Annotated in this window: 11 protein-coding genes; 3 read left to right on the top strand and 8 right to left on the bottom strand. The window is 70.3% G+C overall.

Going from position 1 to position 12,763, the window contains the following annotated elements; translation table 11 throughout:
• The first annotated feature begins 2 nt into the window (after positions 1–2).
• Together LXT21_RS01330 and LXT21_RS01335 are read left to right on the top strand one after the other, a co-directional pair.
• Positions 3–1,646: a helix-turn-helix domain-containing protein gene (locus tag LXT21_RS01330; RefSeq protein WP_254036264.1), complete on the top strand. Its 1,644-nt coding sequence runs from the start codon at positions 3–5 to the stop codon at positions 1,644–1,646.
• A gap of 2 nt (positions 1,647–1,648) precedes the next feature.
• Positions 1,649–2,521 carry a tetratricopeptide repeat protein gene (locus LXT21_RS01335; RefSeq protein ID WP_254036265.1) on the top strand — a complete coding sequence of 291 codons (873 nt, stop codon included), beginning with the start codon at positions 1,649–1,651 and terminating at the stop codon, positions 2,519–2,521.
• Positions 2,522–2,548: 27 nt separating this feature from the next.
• On the opposite strand, the gene LXT21_RS01340 is transcribed toward LXT21_RS01335, so the two are convergent.
• From LXT21_RS01340 to LXT21_RS01350, 3 genes are all read right to left on the bottom strand, one after another.
• On the bottom strand, positions 2,549–2,989 hold the full coding sequence (locus tag LXT21_RS01340; RefSeq protein ID WP_254036266.1) for a hypothetical protein: 441 nt from the start codon (positions 2,987–2,989) through the stop codon (positions 2,549–2,551).
• A 47-nt stretch (positions 2,990–3,036) separates the two neighbouring features.
• On the bottom strand, positions 3,037–3,819 hold the full coding sequence (locus LXT21_RS01345) for a sulfite exporter TauE/SafE family protein (protein ID WP_254036267.1): 783 nt from the start codon (positions 3,817–3,819) through the stop codon (positions 3,037–3,039).
• A 126-nt stretch (positions 3,820–3,945) separates the two neighbouring features.
• A complete protein-coding gene (locus tag LXT21_RS01350; RefSeq protein ID WP_254036268.1) occupies positions 3,946–4,839 on the bottom strand; it encodes a zinc dependent phospholipase C family protein in 894 nt (297 codons plus the stop codon).
• Between the two features lie 132 nt (positions 4,840–4,971).
• On the opposite strand from LXT21_RS01350, the gene LXT21_RS01355 reads away from it, so the two are divergent.
• The gene (locus tag LXT21_RS01355; protein WP_254036269.1) at positions 4,972–6,564 is read left to right on the top strand and encodes a leucyl aminopeptidase; all 1,593 of its coding nucleotides are present in this window, start codon (positions 4,972–4,974) and stop codon (positions 6,562–6,564) included.
• A gap of 158 nt (positions 6,565–6,722) precedes the next feature.
• Here the strand turns inward: LXT21_RS01355 and LXT21_RS01360 are convergent, their stop codons facing one another.
• From LXT21_RS01360 to LXT21_RS01380, 5 genes are all read right to left on the bottom strand, one after another.
• Complete coding sequence (locus tag LXT21_RS01360) at positions 6,723–7,355, bottom strand: hypothetical protein (protein WP_254036270.1); 633 nt, start codon at positions 7,353–7,355, stop codon at positions 6,723–6,725.
• A 57-nt stretch (positions 7,356–7,412) separates the two neighbouring features.
• Positions 7,413–8,648: a DUF4388 domain-containing protein gene (locus LXT21_RS01365; protein ID WP_254036271.1), complete on the bottom strand. Its 1,236-nt coding sequence runs from the start codon at positions 8,646–8,648 to the stop codon at positions 7,413–7,415.
• A gap of 25 nt (positions 8,649–8,673) precedes the next feature.
• Positions 8,674–9,762: a thioredoxin domain-containing protein gene (locus LXT21_RS01370; protein WP_407666948.1), complete on the bottom strand. Its 1,089-nt coding sequence runs from the start codon at positions 9,760–9,762 to the stop codon at positions 8,674–8,676.
• 62 nt (positions 9,763–9,824) lie between these two features.
• The gene (lpxC, locus tag LXT21_RS01375) at positions 9,825–10,769 is read right to left on the bottom strand and encodes a UDP-3-O-acyl-N-acetylglucosamine deacetylase (protein ID WP_254036273.1); all 945 of its coding nucleotides are present in this window, start codon (positions 10,767–10,769) and stop codon (positions 9,825–9,827) included.
• Positions 10,770–11,253: 484 nt separating this feature from the next.
• Complete coding sequence (locus LXT21_RS01380; protein ID WP_254036274.1) at positions 11,254–12,750, bottom strand: hypothetical protein; 1,497 nt, start codon at positions 12,748–12,750, stop codon at positions 11,254–11,256.
• Positions 12,751–12,763 lie beyond the last annotated feature (13 nt).

Below are 12,763 nucleotides of genomic sequence, written 5' to 3' on the forward strand. Positions count from 1 at the left end.
CCATGAACGACAACGCACTGAACGCCAACGTGGGCCTGAAGCTTCGGGGTCTGCGGCTCGCCCGCAACATCAAGCAGGCCGACGCGGCGAAGGATTTGGGGGTCTCCCCCGCCTACTTGAACCTCATCGAGAAGGGGAAGCGCGTGATGCCCTTCCCGCTGCTCTGGAAGGCGCTGCGCTACTTCGACCAGGACCCCGAGCAGTTCATGTCCACGCTGGGCGAGGGCCGGGTGGACGAGGCGCTCGCGAAGCTGCTCGACGAGCCGCTGCTCAAGAGCCTGGACATCGACCCGGAGTCGCTCCAGTCGCTGTCGGCCGAGCCCAAGCTCGCCGGCACCGTGGCCGCGCTCTTCAACCTCTACAAGAACACGCGCACGCAGCTGGAGAACGTGCTCGCGCAGCTCAACGTGGAGGAGCGCACGCGCACGCAAGGCAGCAGCGCCGGCAACGGCACCGTGCCCGGCGTGCGCTTCGACTATTCGCCCTTCGACGAGGTGAGTGACTTCCTCGAGACGCACCGCAACTACTTCCCCGAAATCGAGGAGCAGGCGGAGGCGCTGCGGCGCGACGTGAGCCTGGAGCGCCAGCTCACCAGCGGGCAGCTGATGCAGCTGTTGGAGAAGCGCTTCGGCTACCGCGTGCTCATCGACCCTTCGCCCAGCGGCTCGTCCGTGGTGCGGCGGTTGGACCCGGAGGAGCAGACCCTCACGCTGTCGCCGGACCTCACCGAGCAGCCGCTGAAGTTCCAAATCGCGGCGTCCATCGGCCTGCTCATGTTGGACAGGGAGAAGCTGGTGGAGCGCATCCTCGGCGCGGGGCGCACCCGGCACGGCGAGACGACGCGGCTCATCAAGGTGAACCTGGCCAACTACTTCGCCGGCGCGCTGATGCTGCCGTACGGGGACTTCTTCAAGGAAGTGCAGCGCACGCGCTACGACGTGGAGCTGCTGTCGAGCATCTTCGGCTCCACCTACGAGACGGTGGCCCACCGGCTGTGCAACCTGTCGGACCCCAAGCGCCCGGGCATCCCGTTCCACTTCCTGCGCTCGGACATCGCCGGCAACATCTCCAAGCGCTACAGCGGCACCGGCATCCGCTTCGCCAGCGGCGGCGGCAGCTGCGGCAAGTGGGCCGTGCACCTGGCCTTCCTCAACCCGTCGCAGCTCACCCGGCAGTATTCGATGATGCCGGACGGCACCACGTACTTCTGCTTCGCCAAGGTGCAGCTGCAGCCGATTGAGGGCTCCATCGTCAAGGGCACCGCCTACTCCATCGGCCTGGGCACCCACGCGGAGAACGCCAAGTACCTGGCCTACGGCCTGCCCACCAACGACTTGCGCAAGGATGCCATCCCCTCCGGCATCTCCTGCCGCTTCTGCGAGCGCACCGACTGCAACCAGCGCGCGGCGGCCAGCTACCGCTTCGCCTTCGCGTTCGACGAGTACACGAAGAAGGACTGCTTCTTCTCCCCGCTCTTGGGCTACGAGCAGGCCGACAAGGTGGAGAAGGAGCGCCACGCCGGGGGTGCCCACGGCGCCACTGGAAATGGCGGCGGCGCGCCTCCGGGCGTCAATGGCGCTGACCGGAGCGAGAAGCACGATTCGTTGGACAAGGCGGCCCGGCGCCGCAAGGGTGGCGACGCGTGAGCATGCACCCGCCCGAAGACACCGAACGCGCCCATCTGCTGGAGGCGCTCCAGAAGCAGAAGAACCAGCTGGCCACCCTGCGCATCACCGGCACGCCCACCACCGTGGGCCAGTCGCTGGTGAGCCTGGCGGAGCTGCACGGCCTGCTCGAGGACCACGCCGCCAGCCGCCAGTGCTACGAGGAGGCGCTCGGGATGTTCCAGGAGGCCGGCTACAAGCCGGGCCTGGCCCAGGCGTACTTCGGCATGGGCGTGGCGAAGGCGAACTTCGAGGACCACCGCGGCGCGCTGGAGCTCATCGCCAAGGCGGCGATGCTCTTCAACGAGACGAAGGATCGCGAGGGCGAGGCGATGTGCCGCGCCTGCGTCGGCGAGTCCCTGCGCGCGCTGGGCCAGCCCGAGGCCGCCGAGGAGAAGTACCAGGAGGCGCTCATCCTCTACCGCCAGACGCGCAACACCGGGCGCACGGCGCGGCTGCTGCTCGACATCGGCGACATCCGCATGGAGAAGGCCGAGTACGAGCCGGCCCGGAAGCGCTTCCTCGAGGCGATTCCCCTGCTGGAGCAGGGCGATGACAGCGAGGCGCTCGCGCTGGGTCACCTGCTGCTCGGCGAGTCCGAGGGGCTCTTGGGCCACCACGAGGGCGCGCGCTCGCACCTGCTGCGCGCGGTGGAGCTGTACCAGGAGCTGCACGACCACGTGCACGAGGCGCGAGCCCGGTGGGATTTGGGCCTGTCCTGCTACTACACGCAGGACCTCCCCGCGGCCCGTGAGCAGTTGGAGGCCGTGCTGCCGCTCTACGAGGAGCAGGGGCGCATGGACGAGGTCACCAAGGTGCGCAACATCCTCGCCCACTTCGCCGCCCGGGGCGCCTGAAGCGCCCTCCGCCTCACGGGTGCCGCATCAGGCCTGGATGCCGGCACCCACCGCCAGGGCCAACAGGCCCAGCACCCCCGCGGCCATGACGGCGTAGCGCCACTCGCCGCGCAGGCCCAACAGCGTGCCCGCCACGCCCAGCCGCGCCACCGGCGTCACCAGGAGCAGCGACGCCGCCGCCTTGCGCAATTGGTCGATGGCGACGTGCGTGCTCTCCGAGCCCGGCAGCGCCTCCAGTCCCAGTGACAGCATGAACATGCCGCCGCTGAGCACCGCGCCCACGCGCAACACGCGGGCAATCCACCGATCTCCCGCCAGCGCCCTGTCGCGCACGCGCGTGGTGCTCGGCGCGGGGGCCTCCAGGGTGCTCGCGGTGACGGGCTCCGACTCCAGCTCCGGCGCCCCCTCCGCGGCCGGAGCGGGCGTCGCCACCACCGCGTTGTGCGCGAGCCTCGCGGGGTCCGCCATCACCGCTGTGACTGTTGGAGGTTCTTCTCCGTCCGGGTCCTCACCCCTCACTCCCAGATGCTCGGCCACAGTCCCGCCCCTCCCTTCCACAACATCTGCCCCGCCACCGTCAGCAGCACCAGCGCGAACAGCCGCTTGAGCACCGCCGTGGGGACCTTCGGCATCAACCGACTGCCGACGTAGGCGCCCGCCAACACCCCCACCACCAACGGCGACACCAGCCCCAGCTTGAGGTGTCCGCGCAGCGCGTACGCGGCCACGCTGGCCGCGCCCGTCACGCCAATCATCAGGTTGCTGGTGGCGCTGGCCACCTTGAAGGGCACGTGCATGCCGTAGCTCATCAACGGCACCTTCAGCGGCCCGCCGCCGACGCCCAGCAGCGCGGACAACCCGCCGGCCACGAACGAGCCGGAGATGCCCAGCGGGTAGTTCGTCGGCTGGTAGTCATCCAGCGTCGCCGGCTCGCGCCGGGGCGAGCGCAGCAGGAGTATCTGCAGCGCGACGTAGAGCGTGAACAGGCCGAACACCACCGCCACCATGGCCGGCGCGATGAGCGCGGCGACGAGGCCACCCGCGATGGCGCCCAGCACCGTGGCCAGCTCCAGCGTCAGGCCCAGCCGGATGTCACTCAGGTGATTGTCCACGTAGCCGGCGGCGGCGGCGCACGAGTTGGCCACCACGCACATGAGGCTCGCCGGCACCGCCTCCTCCAGCGGCAGCCCGAAGCCCAGCACCAGCGCGGGCACCAGCACGATGCCGCCTCCGATGCCGAGCATCGCGCCCAACGTCCCCGCGAGCCCGCCCACCACCATGAGGAGAAGTACCGTCATTCCTCTACGAGGATAGGAGCGGTGCCCCGTCGCGCACAGCGGCATTCCCCGACGGCAGGCAGGCTCGGCAGGACGGTTGCTCTGCCCGCGAAACGTCCTCTCACCGCAGGGCCGGGGGCCGGTGCGTCAAGCCGCGCGAACCCCCAGCGTCCCCTCGGGGAACGCCTCCAGGAAGCGCGCCCGCGTGCGAGGCGTGAAGGTGCCCCTGGCCATGTAGCCGTGCAACCTCCGAAGGACTCCACGCGCCGACTCCAGCGCACCTTCGACCTCCTGCGCGAAGTCGAAGGTGTCGTTGCGATACAGCTCCTGGAAGGACAGTCGGGCGAAGGCGGGCAGCGCGCGCGTGCGGCCCACGGGGCTGGAGAGGAAGAGTCCGGAGACGTACAGCCCGCGCACCCAGCCATCCACGTCCGACTTGGAGGGCGCCTGTCCCACGCGCTCCTGCGAGGACAGGCGCACCAGCTCGTAGATGCCCCGGCCGATGCCGCGCCATGGGAAGCCCGGGCTCTTCACCACCTGACACTTCTCGCGCAACCGGGGCGTGCCGAGCAGGTCCACGCCGTGCAGCTCGCGCAGGTAGAAGAGCGTCTGCGCCCACTCGATGTCGCGGTGCGCCGCCAGCGCCCGCTCCCCCCGTCGGCGGTGTCTCACCACCAACTGGTCGACGATGGGATGCAGCCGGCGGTCCATGCACAGGTGCGTGAAGTAGCCGGACAGCAGGGCCAGTCCCGGCTCGGTGCCCACCAGCGCGCCCGTGGCGACCAGCTCCGCCATCTTCAGGCCGAAGCCCACCGGCGCGCGCTCGTGGTACAGCCGCGAGAAGAGCGGCATCTCGCGCTCGGGCAGGAAGGCCGCGAGCCCTCCACGGACGCCCTCGCACAGGGGCAGGTCCGGCAGCGCCGCGCCGAAGCGCGCGTAAGGCAGGTCCTCCGAGAGCGCACGCACCCACTCCGGAGGCAGCTCTCCGGGGTTGGCGGCCAACCGTTCGATGGCGGTCAGATGCATCAGCAAGGTGGGCATTGCCTGACTGCTACCCAGCCCCTCGCGGCAATGCAACGCTCGAATGAAATCCAACGCTTTGCGTGCAACAGGGCGGGCGTTACAGTCCGCCGCCTTTCGTCTTCCCTCATCCGTTCAGGAGTCCATCGGCCCATGAATTTCTCCTTCGTCTCCGGCGACGCCTCCCTTGCGAATGGCGAGCTGCTCGTCATCCCGCTCTTCGAGGGTGAGCTGGGTGAGGGCGCCCCGGCGGGTCTCGCCGCGGCGGACAGCGCGCTGGAGGGCCGCCTGCGCGGCGCCGCCACCCAGGAGGGCTTCAAGGCGAAGGCGGACCAGTCCCTGGTGATGCACACCCTCGGCCGCATCCCGGCGGGCCGGGTGCTGCTGTTGGGCCTGGGCAGCCGCGCGCGCTTCCAGCCGGAGGTGCTGCGGCTGGCCGCCGGGCGCGCGGCGAAGACGGCGCAGCGGCTGAAGGTGGCCTCGCTCGTCATGGCGCTCCCCGTCACGGACGCTCAGGCGGACGCGGCGCGCGCGGTGGTGGAGGGGCTGGAGCTGGGCGCGTACAAGTTCGACAAGTACAAGTCCTCCGCGCGCGAGGAGAAGGGCGCGAAGAAGCCCGTCAAGGTGTCGCTGGTGCTGCCCGAGGGCGTGGAGAAGTCGCGCGAGCTCGAGGACGCGCTCGCGCTGGGCAAGCGCGTGGCCGAGGCGGCCAACTGGGCGCGGGACCTGGTGAACGAGCCGCCCAACGCGGTGACGCCCACGGTGCTGGCCGAGGCGGCGCGCAAGTCCGCCAAGGAGCACGGGCTCAAAATCACCATCGGCGGCCAGCGCGAAATCGAGAAGCTGCGGATGGGCATGTTCCTGGGCGTCACGGCCGGGAGCACCGAGGAGCCCCGGCTCATCCACGTGGAGTACACGCCGAAGAACGCGCGCGACGCGAAGCGGCCTCCGCTGGCGCTGGTGGGCAAGGCGATCACCTTCGACTCGGGCGGCCTGTCGCTCAAGCCCACCGAGGGCATGGTGGACATGAAGACGGACATGGCGGGCTCGGCCGCGGTGCTGGGCGCCATGCAGGTCATCGCGCAGCTCAAGCCGCCCTTCCCCGTGCACGCCTTCATCGGCGCGTGCGAGAACATGCCGGCCGGCAACGCGTACAAGCCCGGTGACATCCTCACGTCGCGGCTGGGCAAGACGGTGGAGATCACCAACACGGACGCCGAGGGCCGGCTGGTGCTGGGCGACATGCTGACGTGGGCGTGCGAGCACAAGCCGTCCGCCGTCATCGACCTGGCCACGCTCACGGGCGCGTGCATCGTCGCGCTGGGCAACTACATCGTCGGCGCCTTCGGTGACGACGACGACACCGTCAACCAGGTGCTCCAGTCCGCGCGCACCGCGGGCGAGGAGATGTGGCGCCTGCCGGTGAGCGAGCTGCAGAAGGACGCGCTGCGCTCCGAGGTCGCCGACATGAAGAACTCCGGCGAGCGCTGGGGCGGCTCCATCAACGCCGCGCTGTTCCTCAAGGAGTTCGTCGGCGACACGCCGTGGGTGCACCTGGACATCGCCGGGCCGTCCAACAGCCCCAAGGAGCGCGGCTACCTCTCCAAGGGCGGCACCGGCGTGGGCGTGCGCACCCTGGTCGAGTGGGTGCGGCTGCGCGCGCAGACGCAGGGCGACGAGGTGGCCGAGGCCCCCGCGAAGCCCGCTCGCACGACGCGCGCCGCGAAGAAGCCCGCGCGCGGCTGACACACCCGTCCGCGGTCTGCCGCGGGCCCCACGTCCCCGTGGAGCTCGCGGCGGCCACACGCGGACCGTTCAGGCGCGCGGCGCTCCGTGAGGCGCGGGTGGGCCAGGGCGCGCCTGTGTCCGGCGCGTGGGGAGCCTCCCGCCGCGCCAGGTGAAGCTCAGGGACGCGCGGCCTGGGGCACCGTCCCCGGGAGCGGCTTCTTGCGCTCGGGCAGCGGCCGGATGCCCTGGATGAGGGCCTCCACGTTCTGGATGTCACTCGCGGGCGCCAGCGCGGGCCAGGTGGCGAGCATCATCAGCACGCGGCCCGCCTGGCCCTCTCGCACCGCGACGCGGCCGTGCACGCCGTCCCCCACCTGGAAGTCGAAGCCCACCGCCTTGTCCGACAGCGCGAGCGGCACCGGGTCCGTGGTGGTGAAGCCCGGCTGCTGACGCAGGCCCTCCGCGAGCCGCTCGGCGAACTGGGTGGGGGACACCACCTCCGGCGCCACCTGGAGCACCACCTGCGCACCCGACGGTGGGTGACGCAGGACGACGGGAATCGCCAGGCCCTCCGGCGTGCGCTCGTTCGTCACGTCCAGCTGCCAGTCGTCGCTGGGGCGGATGATTTCGAACCCCAACTCCTCGTCGACGTAGGGCCCGGACACGGACGCCGTCTGCGCCGCCACCGGGGGCCCGGAGCCGCCCGTGCCCGGCTCCGTCGCCGCGTCGGCCTTCACGGCCTGGCGCGAGCCACTGCACGCCGTGCCCACCAACAGGAAACCCCACGCCAGCTTCCGCAGAACACCCATGACACGCATCCCCCGACCACCAACGCCGTGGTCGCGAACGTGGGCATGTGGCGCCTGCTAGGCCAGCCCTCCCTGCAGGGTGCGGTAGGTGTTGGACAGCCGCTCGGCCACGTCCGGGGGCAACACGTTGCGCGCGGTGAACAGCGCGTACGACACGATGGCGTCCAGCGCCTCCAGCGTCAGCGCCCGCGCCACGGCCTCGCCCCCCGAGGCCAGGTTGCCTCGCAGCCGCGTCACGTCCACCCGCCCGTCCGGCCCCAGCACCACGCCGGAGAAAGCATCCTCCAGCCCCGAGGGCGGCGCGTCGAGGAAGCCACGCATCAGGTCCACGTCCTGCCCCGCGTCGCGCAGCGCGCGGTGGATGAGCGACAACAGCAGGTTGTAGCGCTCCTCCGCGGACAACAGCTCCCAGGCCATGCCCTCCACCGCGGGCACCGGCGGCACGGGAGGCGCCGCGGGCTTCACCTGGAGGTGACCTCCCCGCACGCACTCCTCCAGCCACGTGAAGAACGTGTGCCCGCCGCTCTCGCGCACCAGCCGCAGCTCGCCCACCGTCGTGCCCGAGCCCATCCGCTGGAAGAAGCGCTCCTCGCCCGCGCGCGCGCCAGAAGGCCCCACCTCCACGCGCGTGTCGTCGGGGTAGCGACGCCGCAGCCGCGACAGCTCCTCCGAGCGCTTGATTCCGGTGAGCACCAAATCCCGGGTGCGCTCCGGCAGCTTCACCACGTCCGCCATGGGCGCGGGGCCCTCGACGAACAGGAAGCTGCCGTCCGTCAGCTCGAAGAGGCTCAGCACCACCTCACGCACCACGTACGTCATGGCGCTGTAGAGGTTCGCCTCGGAGACCATGCCCTCGGACGTGAGCACCTGACCGATGCGCCGCGACGGCGTCACGCGCGAGAGCGCCTGCGTGAGCTGCGCCTGCGTCACCAGCCCCAACCGCACCAGCACCGCGCCCAGCCGCTCCCAGCGCTCCGTGGACGTCGCGAACACCACCTGCCCGTCCCGGAAGGACACCGTCCTGCGAACGGCGCCGTGCTGCACGGCCAACAGGCCGCTGCGGATGCCCGTCAGGACATGGGCAAACACTTCCTCCACGGACAACGTCCCGAGCGTCCCGGCCAGGAAGCCGGCGAAGCCCGAGGGCTCATGGAGGAGCACCATCCCCTCCGGCCCGTGGAACCAGGCCGAGAGGGGACGGGAGGAGGACAGGCCCTGGGAAAGCGACTTCTCCAGGTCCAGGGAAGTCGCCTCGCCACCGAGCCGGGGCGTGGCCTTGGGTTTCTGGGCCACCGCCCGTGCCCTCCGTGCGTCGGGATTACTTCTGCGCCGTCGGCTTCAGCTCGGCGTCGATGATGCTCTTGAACTCCTCGAAGGGCTGCGCGCCGGAGAGCATGACGCCGTTGATGAAGAACGCCGGCGTGCCGCTGACGCCGACCTTCTGCGCGTCCGCCATGTCCGTCTTCACGATGGCGGCCTTCTCACCGGAGTCCAGGCACTTGTCGAACTTGGCCTGGTCCAGCTGCAGCTCGCCCGCGTACTTCTTGAGGTTCTCCACCTGCAGGGCGCTCTGGCTGGCGAACAGCTTGTCGTGCATCTCCCAGAACTTGTTCTGGTCCGCCGCGCACAGCGACGCCTCGGCGGCCTTCTGGGCCTCCTTGTGGAAGTCGAGCGGGAACTGGCGGAACACCAGCTTCACCTTGCCGTCGTACTCCTTGAAGACCTGGTCCACGGCGGCGTTGGCGCGGCTGCAGAACGGGCACTGGAAGTCGCTGAACTCGACGATGGTGATGGGCGCGCTGTCCGGACCCTTCGACGGGCCGGTGGCGGCGACCTGCTTGCGCTCGGCCGGCGGGCGCGGCGGCTCGGGCAGGGTGATCTCCACGTTGGCGTTCTTGCGCAGCTCCGCGAACAGCGCCTGGGCGCGCTCCTGCTTGGGCTGCTGGGTGAGGAAGTCGACGATCTGCGGCTTCATCTGCTCGAACGTCGAGCCGGGGGGCAGCTGGCCCTTGGCGCCGTCGAAGACCTCCTTGATCTTCTCCTCGGTGGGCGCCTGGACCTTGTCGTCGATCTCCGCCTTGAGGAACTGGTCCTGGGTGATGCCGCGCTTCTTCGCCTCGGCGTCGACCAGCTTCTCCGTCACCATGCCCTCGAGGCCGCGCTTGCGCAGCTGGAACTTCTGCTTCTCGAGGTTGGACAGGGGCTCCGAGACGCGCTCGTTGAGCTCCTTGTAGGTGATCTTCTGGCCGTCGCCGAAGGTGGCGACCACGGTGTCCGGGGTGGGCTCACCCGGAGTGGCCGCGGCGGCGGCGGGAGCCTGCGCGGTGGCCGGCGCCTTCTCCTTGTTGCAACCGGCGGTGAACGAAGCCGCCAGCAGCGCGGCGAGGATGACGGGGGTTGGACGCATGGGCATAAGCCCGCGACTTAGTCGAGGCAGCCCCGACCTGCAAGGAAATGCAAGACGCCCTTTCAGGCGACGAGCGGCTCCAGCTCCAACGCGCCAGCAAGCCCGGGCAGGCCCAGCTCCAGGCCCTCCATGTCACGGCGACGCGCCGGGACAATCTCATAGCAGCTCGGGTCCGAGAGGACCTTGCGAACCAGCTTGTGATTGAGCGCGTGGCCCGTCTTGTAGGCCGTCAGGTGGCCAATGACAGGCCTGCCGAACAGAGACACGTCACCGATGGCGTCCAGGATCTTGTGACGCACGAACTCGTCGGTGAAGCGCAGCCCCTCGGGGTTGAGGATGGAGACCTCGTCCACGACGATGGCGTTGTCCAGCGAGCCGCCGCGCGCCAGGCCCAGGCTCTTGAGCTTCTCCACGTCGCGCAGGAAGCAGAACGTGCGCGCGCGGGAAATCTCCCGCGAGAAGTCCCGGTCGCTGAAGTCCAGGTCGAACGCCTGGCCCTGGATGACGGGGTGCTCGAAGTCGATGGTGCAGCTGATGCGGAAGTGGCGCGACGGGGTGAGCGAGGCCTGCTTGTCGCCGTCCACCACGGACACCGGCTTCTTGATGACGAGCAGCTCCTTGGGCGCGTCCAGCTCGCGGACGCCGGCCTCCTGGATGAGGGCCGCGAAGGGGGCCGCGCTGCCGTCCATGATGGGGACCTCCGGGCCGTCCAGCTCCACCCGGGCGTTGTCGATGCCCATGCCCGCCATGGCCGACATCAGGTGCTCCACCGTGGCCACCTTGACGCCGTCGCGCCCCAGCGTCGTCGCCAGCACCGTGTCCACCACGTACTCCGCCAGGGCGGGGATGCTCACCGGCCGGGGCAGGTCCGTACGCACGAAGACGATGCCGTGCCCCGCGGGGGCCGGACGCAGCGTGAGCGTCACCTTCGCGCCCGAGTGGAGCCCGATGCCCTGGAGGCTGGCGGTCTTCGAGAGGGTGCGCTGGTTGTAGGAAGACGGGGGCATGTCGGTGTCGCCTCGTGGCTGCTCGTGCTGCGGGACTTCCGAACGGTCATCTGGCCAGATGGCGCCGGAATCGTTCAACAGTGGTCTGACGCGACGCGCAGATTCAGCAAGTGGCATGCCACGACTGCGTGACATCCCGGGGGCCTCCGTGGGGTCCTTGAGTGGCTCGAACCCGTTGGAATGGCTGGTCTTTTTCTGACATCGCGGTGGGTGCCCATCGTGGCCAGACACCCTCCCCCCGTTGGAGGCCCGGTGAATTCGCCCGAAACCGTGACATTGGTGTCCGGGATTCCATCACCGCCTCCGCCGCCGCCCATCACCGTGACGCGCTTCGTAACGAAGCGTGTCTTCCATGCAACACGGGGGCGTCCATAGCGCAAGGAACTGGCTGGAAGCAAACACGCCCCGTATGAGCACCCGTCGTGGGGGCTTGCGTCATACGGTGCGCGTGGGCGTGGGTCCCCGCAACCCCGCGACAGGAGGCTCAGCGGGGCGCGGCGCTCACGAACCTGTCCCTCAGGGCCTCGGCCTCCTGGCGATCGAAGCCCCTGCCCTGCAGGAGGGTGCGGCGGCTGACGGCGTGGAAGGTGGACTCGAGCGTCTGGCTGAAGCGGCGCAGGTCCTCGGCGAGGCGGGAGCGGATGCCGGGGCCCTCGGGCGGCCAGGGCAGCTCCACCAGGAGCGCGGTGAAGCGGTCGAAGGCGTCGTAGTCCGCGTAGCGCAGGAGCTGGTAGCCGCCGTCGTGGAAGTACGCCAGGAAGCTCTTGAGCGCGTCCAGGGCCCGCTCGGCGGCGGGGACGTCGTCGGCGCGCAGGTGGCCCTCGGCGGCGCGGCACAGCTGGGCGTAGACCCACAGGTCCTTGCGCAGCCGCAGCGCGGCGTCCTGGGGACTCACCAGTTGGTCAAAGACGCCGTCCGTCAGGCCGCCATTGGGCGCGAGCGACTCCACCAGGGCGACGAGCTGCGAGCGCAGAAGCGTGGCGAAGGCGGCGGCGGCGCGCTGGGGCGCGTCCGGCTCGCGGTCCACGTGGGCGAGCACCTCCCGGCCGATGCGCTCGGCCTCCTTGGCCAGGTCGCGCGCGCCCCGCAGGGCGGCCGCCTGGAGCGCCTTGGAGCCCGCCCTGGGCGACAGCTCCGCGTGCATCCACGTGGCCAGGGCGTGCGTCTCACTGCGCACCAGGGCCAGCAGCACCCGGACGCGGCGCGGCACGGGCGGCGTGGCCTCCGCGTCCACGTAGGACAGGTAGTGCAACAGTCGGAACAGGCCCAGGAAGGCGGTGGCGAAGGCGGTGCGCGGCTCCTCTGACATCTGTGACAGGGTGTCCAGGATGCGCACGGAGCGCAGCCGGTCGTACTCGACGCGGAACTCCAGCGGGCGGAAGGGCCGGAAGTAGCGGTTGAGGACGATTTCCTTCAGCGCGAGCTTGCCCAGGTCCTGGAACAGGTTGAGCCGCGCGGTGGGCAGCTGGAGCAGGTGGTCCAGGAGGTTCCGGAGCGCGTCCAGGTCCTCGCGCAGCACGAAGAGGCTCTCCGGGGCGGTCTGCTGGTCCAGCTCCTCCTCGATGAGCGCGCGGCGCACCCGGTCGTCGGCCAGCTGGGTCTCCACGTACTTGCGGAAGACCATCTTCTGGTCGCTGTCGGGGTCCTGCAGGTGGCGGGCGACGCGGATGGCGCGGTCCATGGCGTCGCGCACGTCCACCAGCTCCTCGTGGAAGTCGCGGGTGACGAGCGGCCGGTCCTTGGCGTCCACCACGGCGGTGAGGTTGAGGTAGCGCTCCACCGCGCGCAGCAGCATCTCGAACTCGAAGAGCAGCTCCTCGCGGCCATCCACCGGCACGCCGCGAAGCCAGCGCTCGCGCTCGGCGAGGAAACCCGCGCGCGACGCCTGCGAGGCCCGCATCAGGTCCGCGTAGAAGTCACGCGCGACGCGGAGGGTGGTGGGTCCGGAGGCGGGAGACGCGGGAGAGGTGGCCTGGCTCATGGCTCGCGGGGGT

It is taken from the genome of Myxococcus guangdongensis (genome assembly GCF_024198255.1).
Taxonomy (GTDB): domain Bacteria; phylum Myxococcota; class Myxococcia; order Myxococcales; family Myxococcaceae; genus Myxococcus; species Myxococcus guangdongensis.

Excerpts from the sequence above, each read along its gene's own strand:
- LXT21_RS01370 (WP_407666948.1), bottom strand. The coding sequence starts at position 9,762 with ATGCGTCCAACCCCCGTCATCCTCGCCGCGCTGCTGGCGGCTTCGTTC.
- lpxC (WP_254036273.1), bottom strand. The coding sequence starts at position 10,769 with ATGCCCCCGTCTTCCTACAACCAGCGCACCCTCTCGAAGACCGCCAGC.
- LXT21_RS01330 (WP_254036264.1), top strand. The coding sequence starts at position 3 with ATGAACGACAACGCACTGAACGCCAACGTGGGCCTGAAGCTTCGGGGT.
- LXT21_RS01380 (WP_254036274.1), bottom strand. The coding sequence starts at position 12,750 with ATGAGCCAGGCCACCTCTCCCGCGTCTCCCGCCTCCGGACCCACCACC.
- LXT21_RS01335 (WP_254036265.1), top strand. The coding sequence starts at position 1,649 with ATGCACCCGCCCGAAGACACCGAACGCGCCCATCTGCTGGAGGCGCTC.
- LXT21_RS01350 (WP_254036268.1), bottom strand. The coding sequence starts at position 4,839 with ATGCCCACCTTGCTGATGCATCTGACCGCCATCGAACGGTTGGCCGCC.
- LXT21_RS01340 (WP_254036266.1), bottom strand. The coding sequence starts at position 2,989 with ATGGCGGACCCCGCGAGGCTCGCGCACAACGCGGTGGTGGCGACGCCC.
- LXT21_RS01355 (WP_254036269.1), top strand. The coding sequence starts at position 4,972 with ATGAATTTCTCCTTCGTCTCCGGCGACGCCTCCCTTGCGAATGGCGAG.
- LXT21_RS01345 (WP_254036267.1), bottom strand. The coding sequence starts at position 3,819 with ATGACGGTACTTCTCCTCATGGTGGTGGGCGGGCTCGCGGGGACGTTG.
- LXT21_RS01360 (WP_254036270.1), bottom strand. The coding sequence starts at position 7,355 with ATGGGTGTTCTGCGGAAGCTGGCGTGGGGTTTCCTGTTGGTGGGCACG.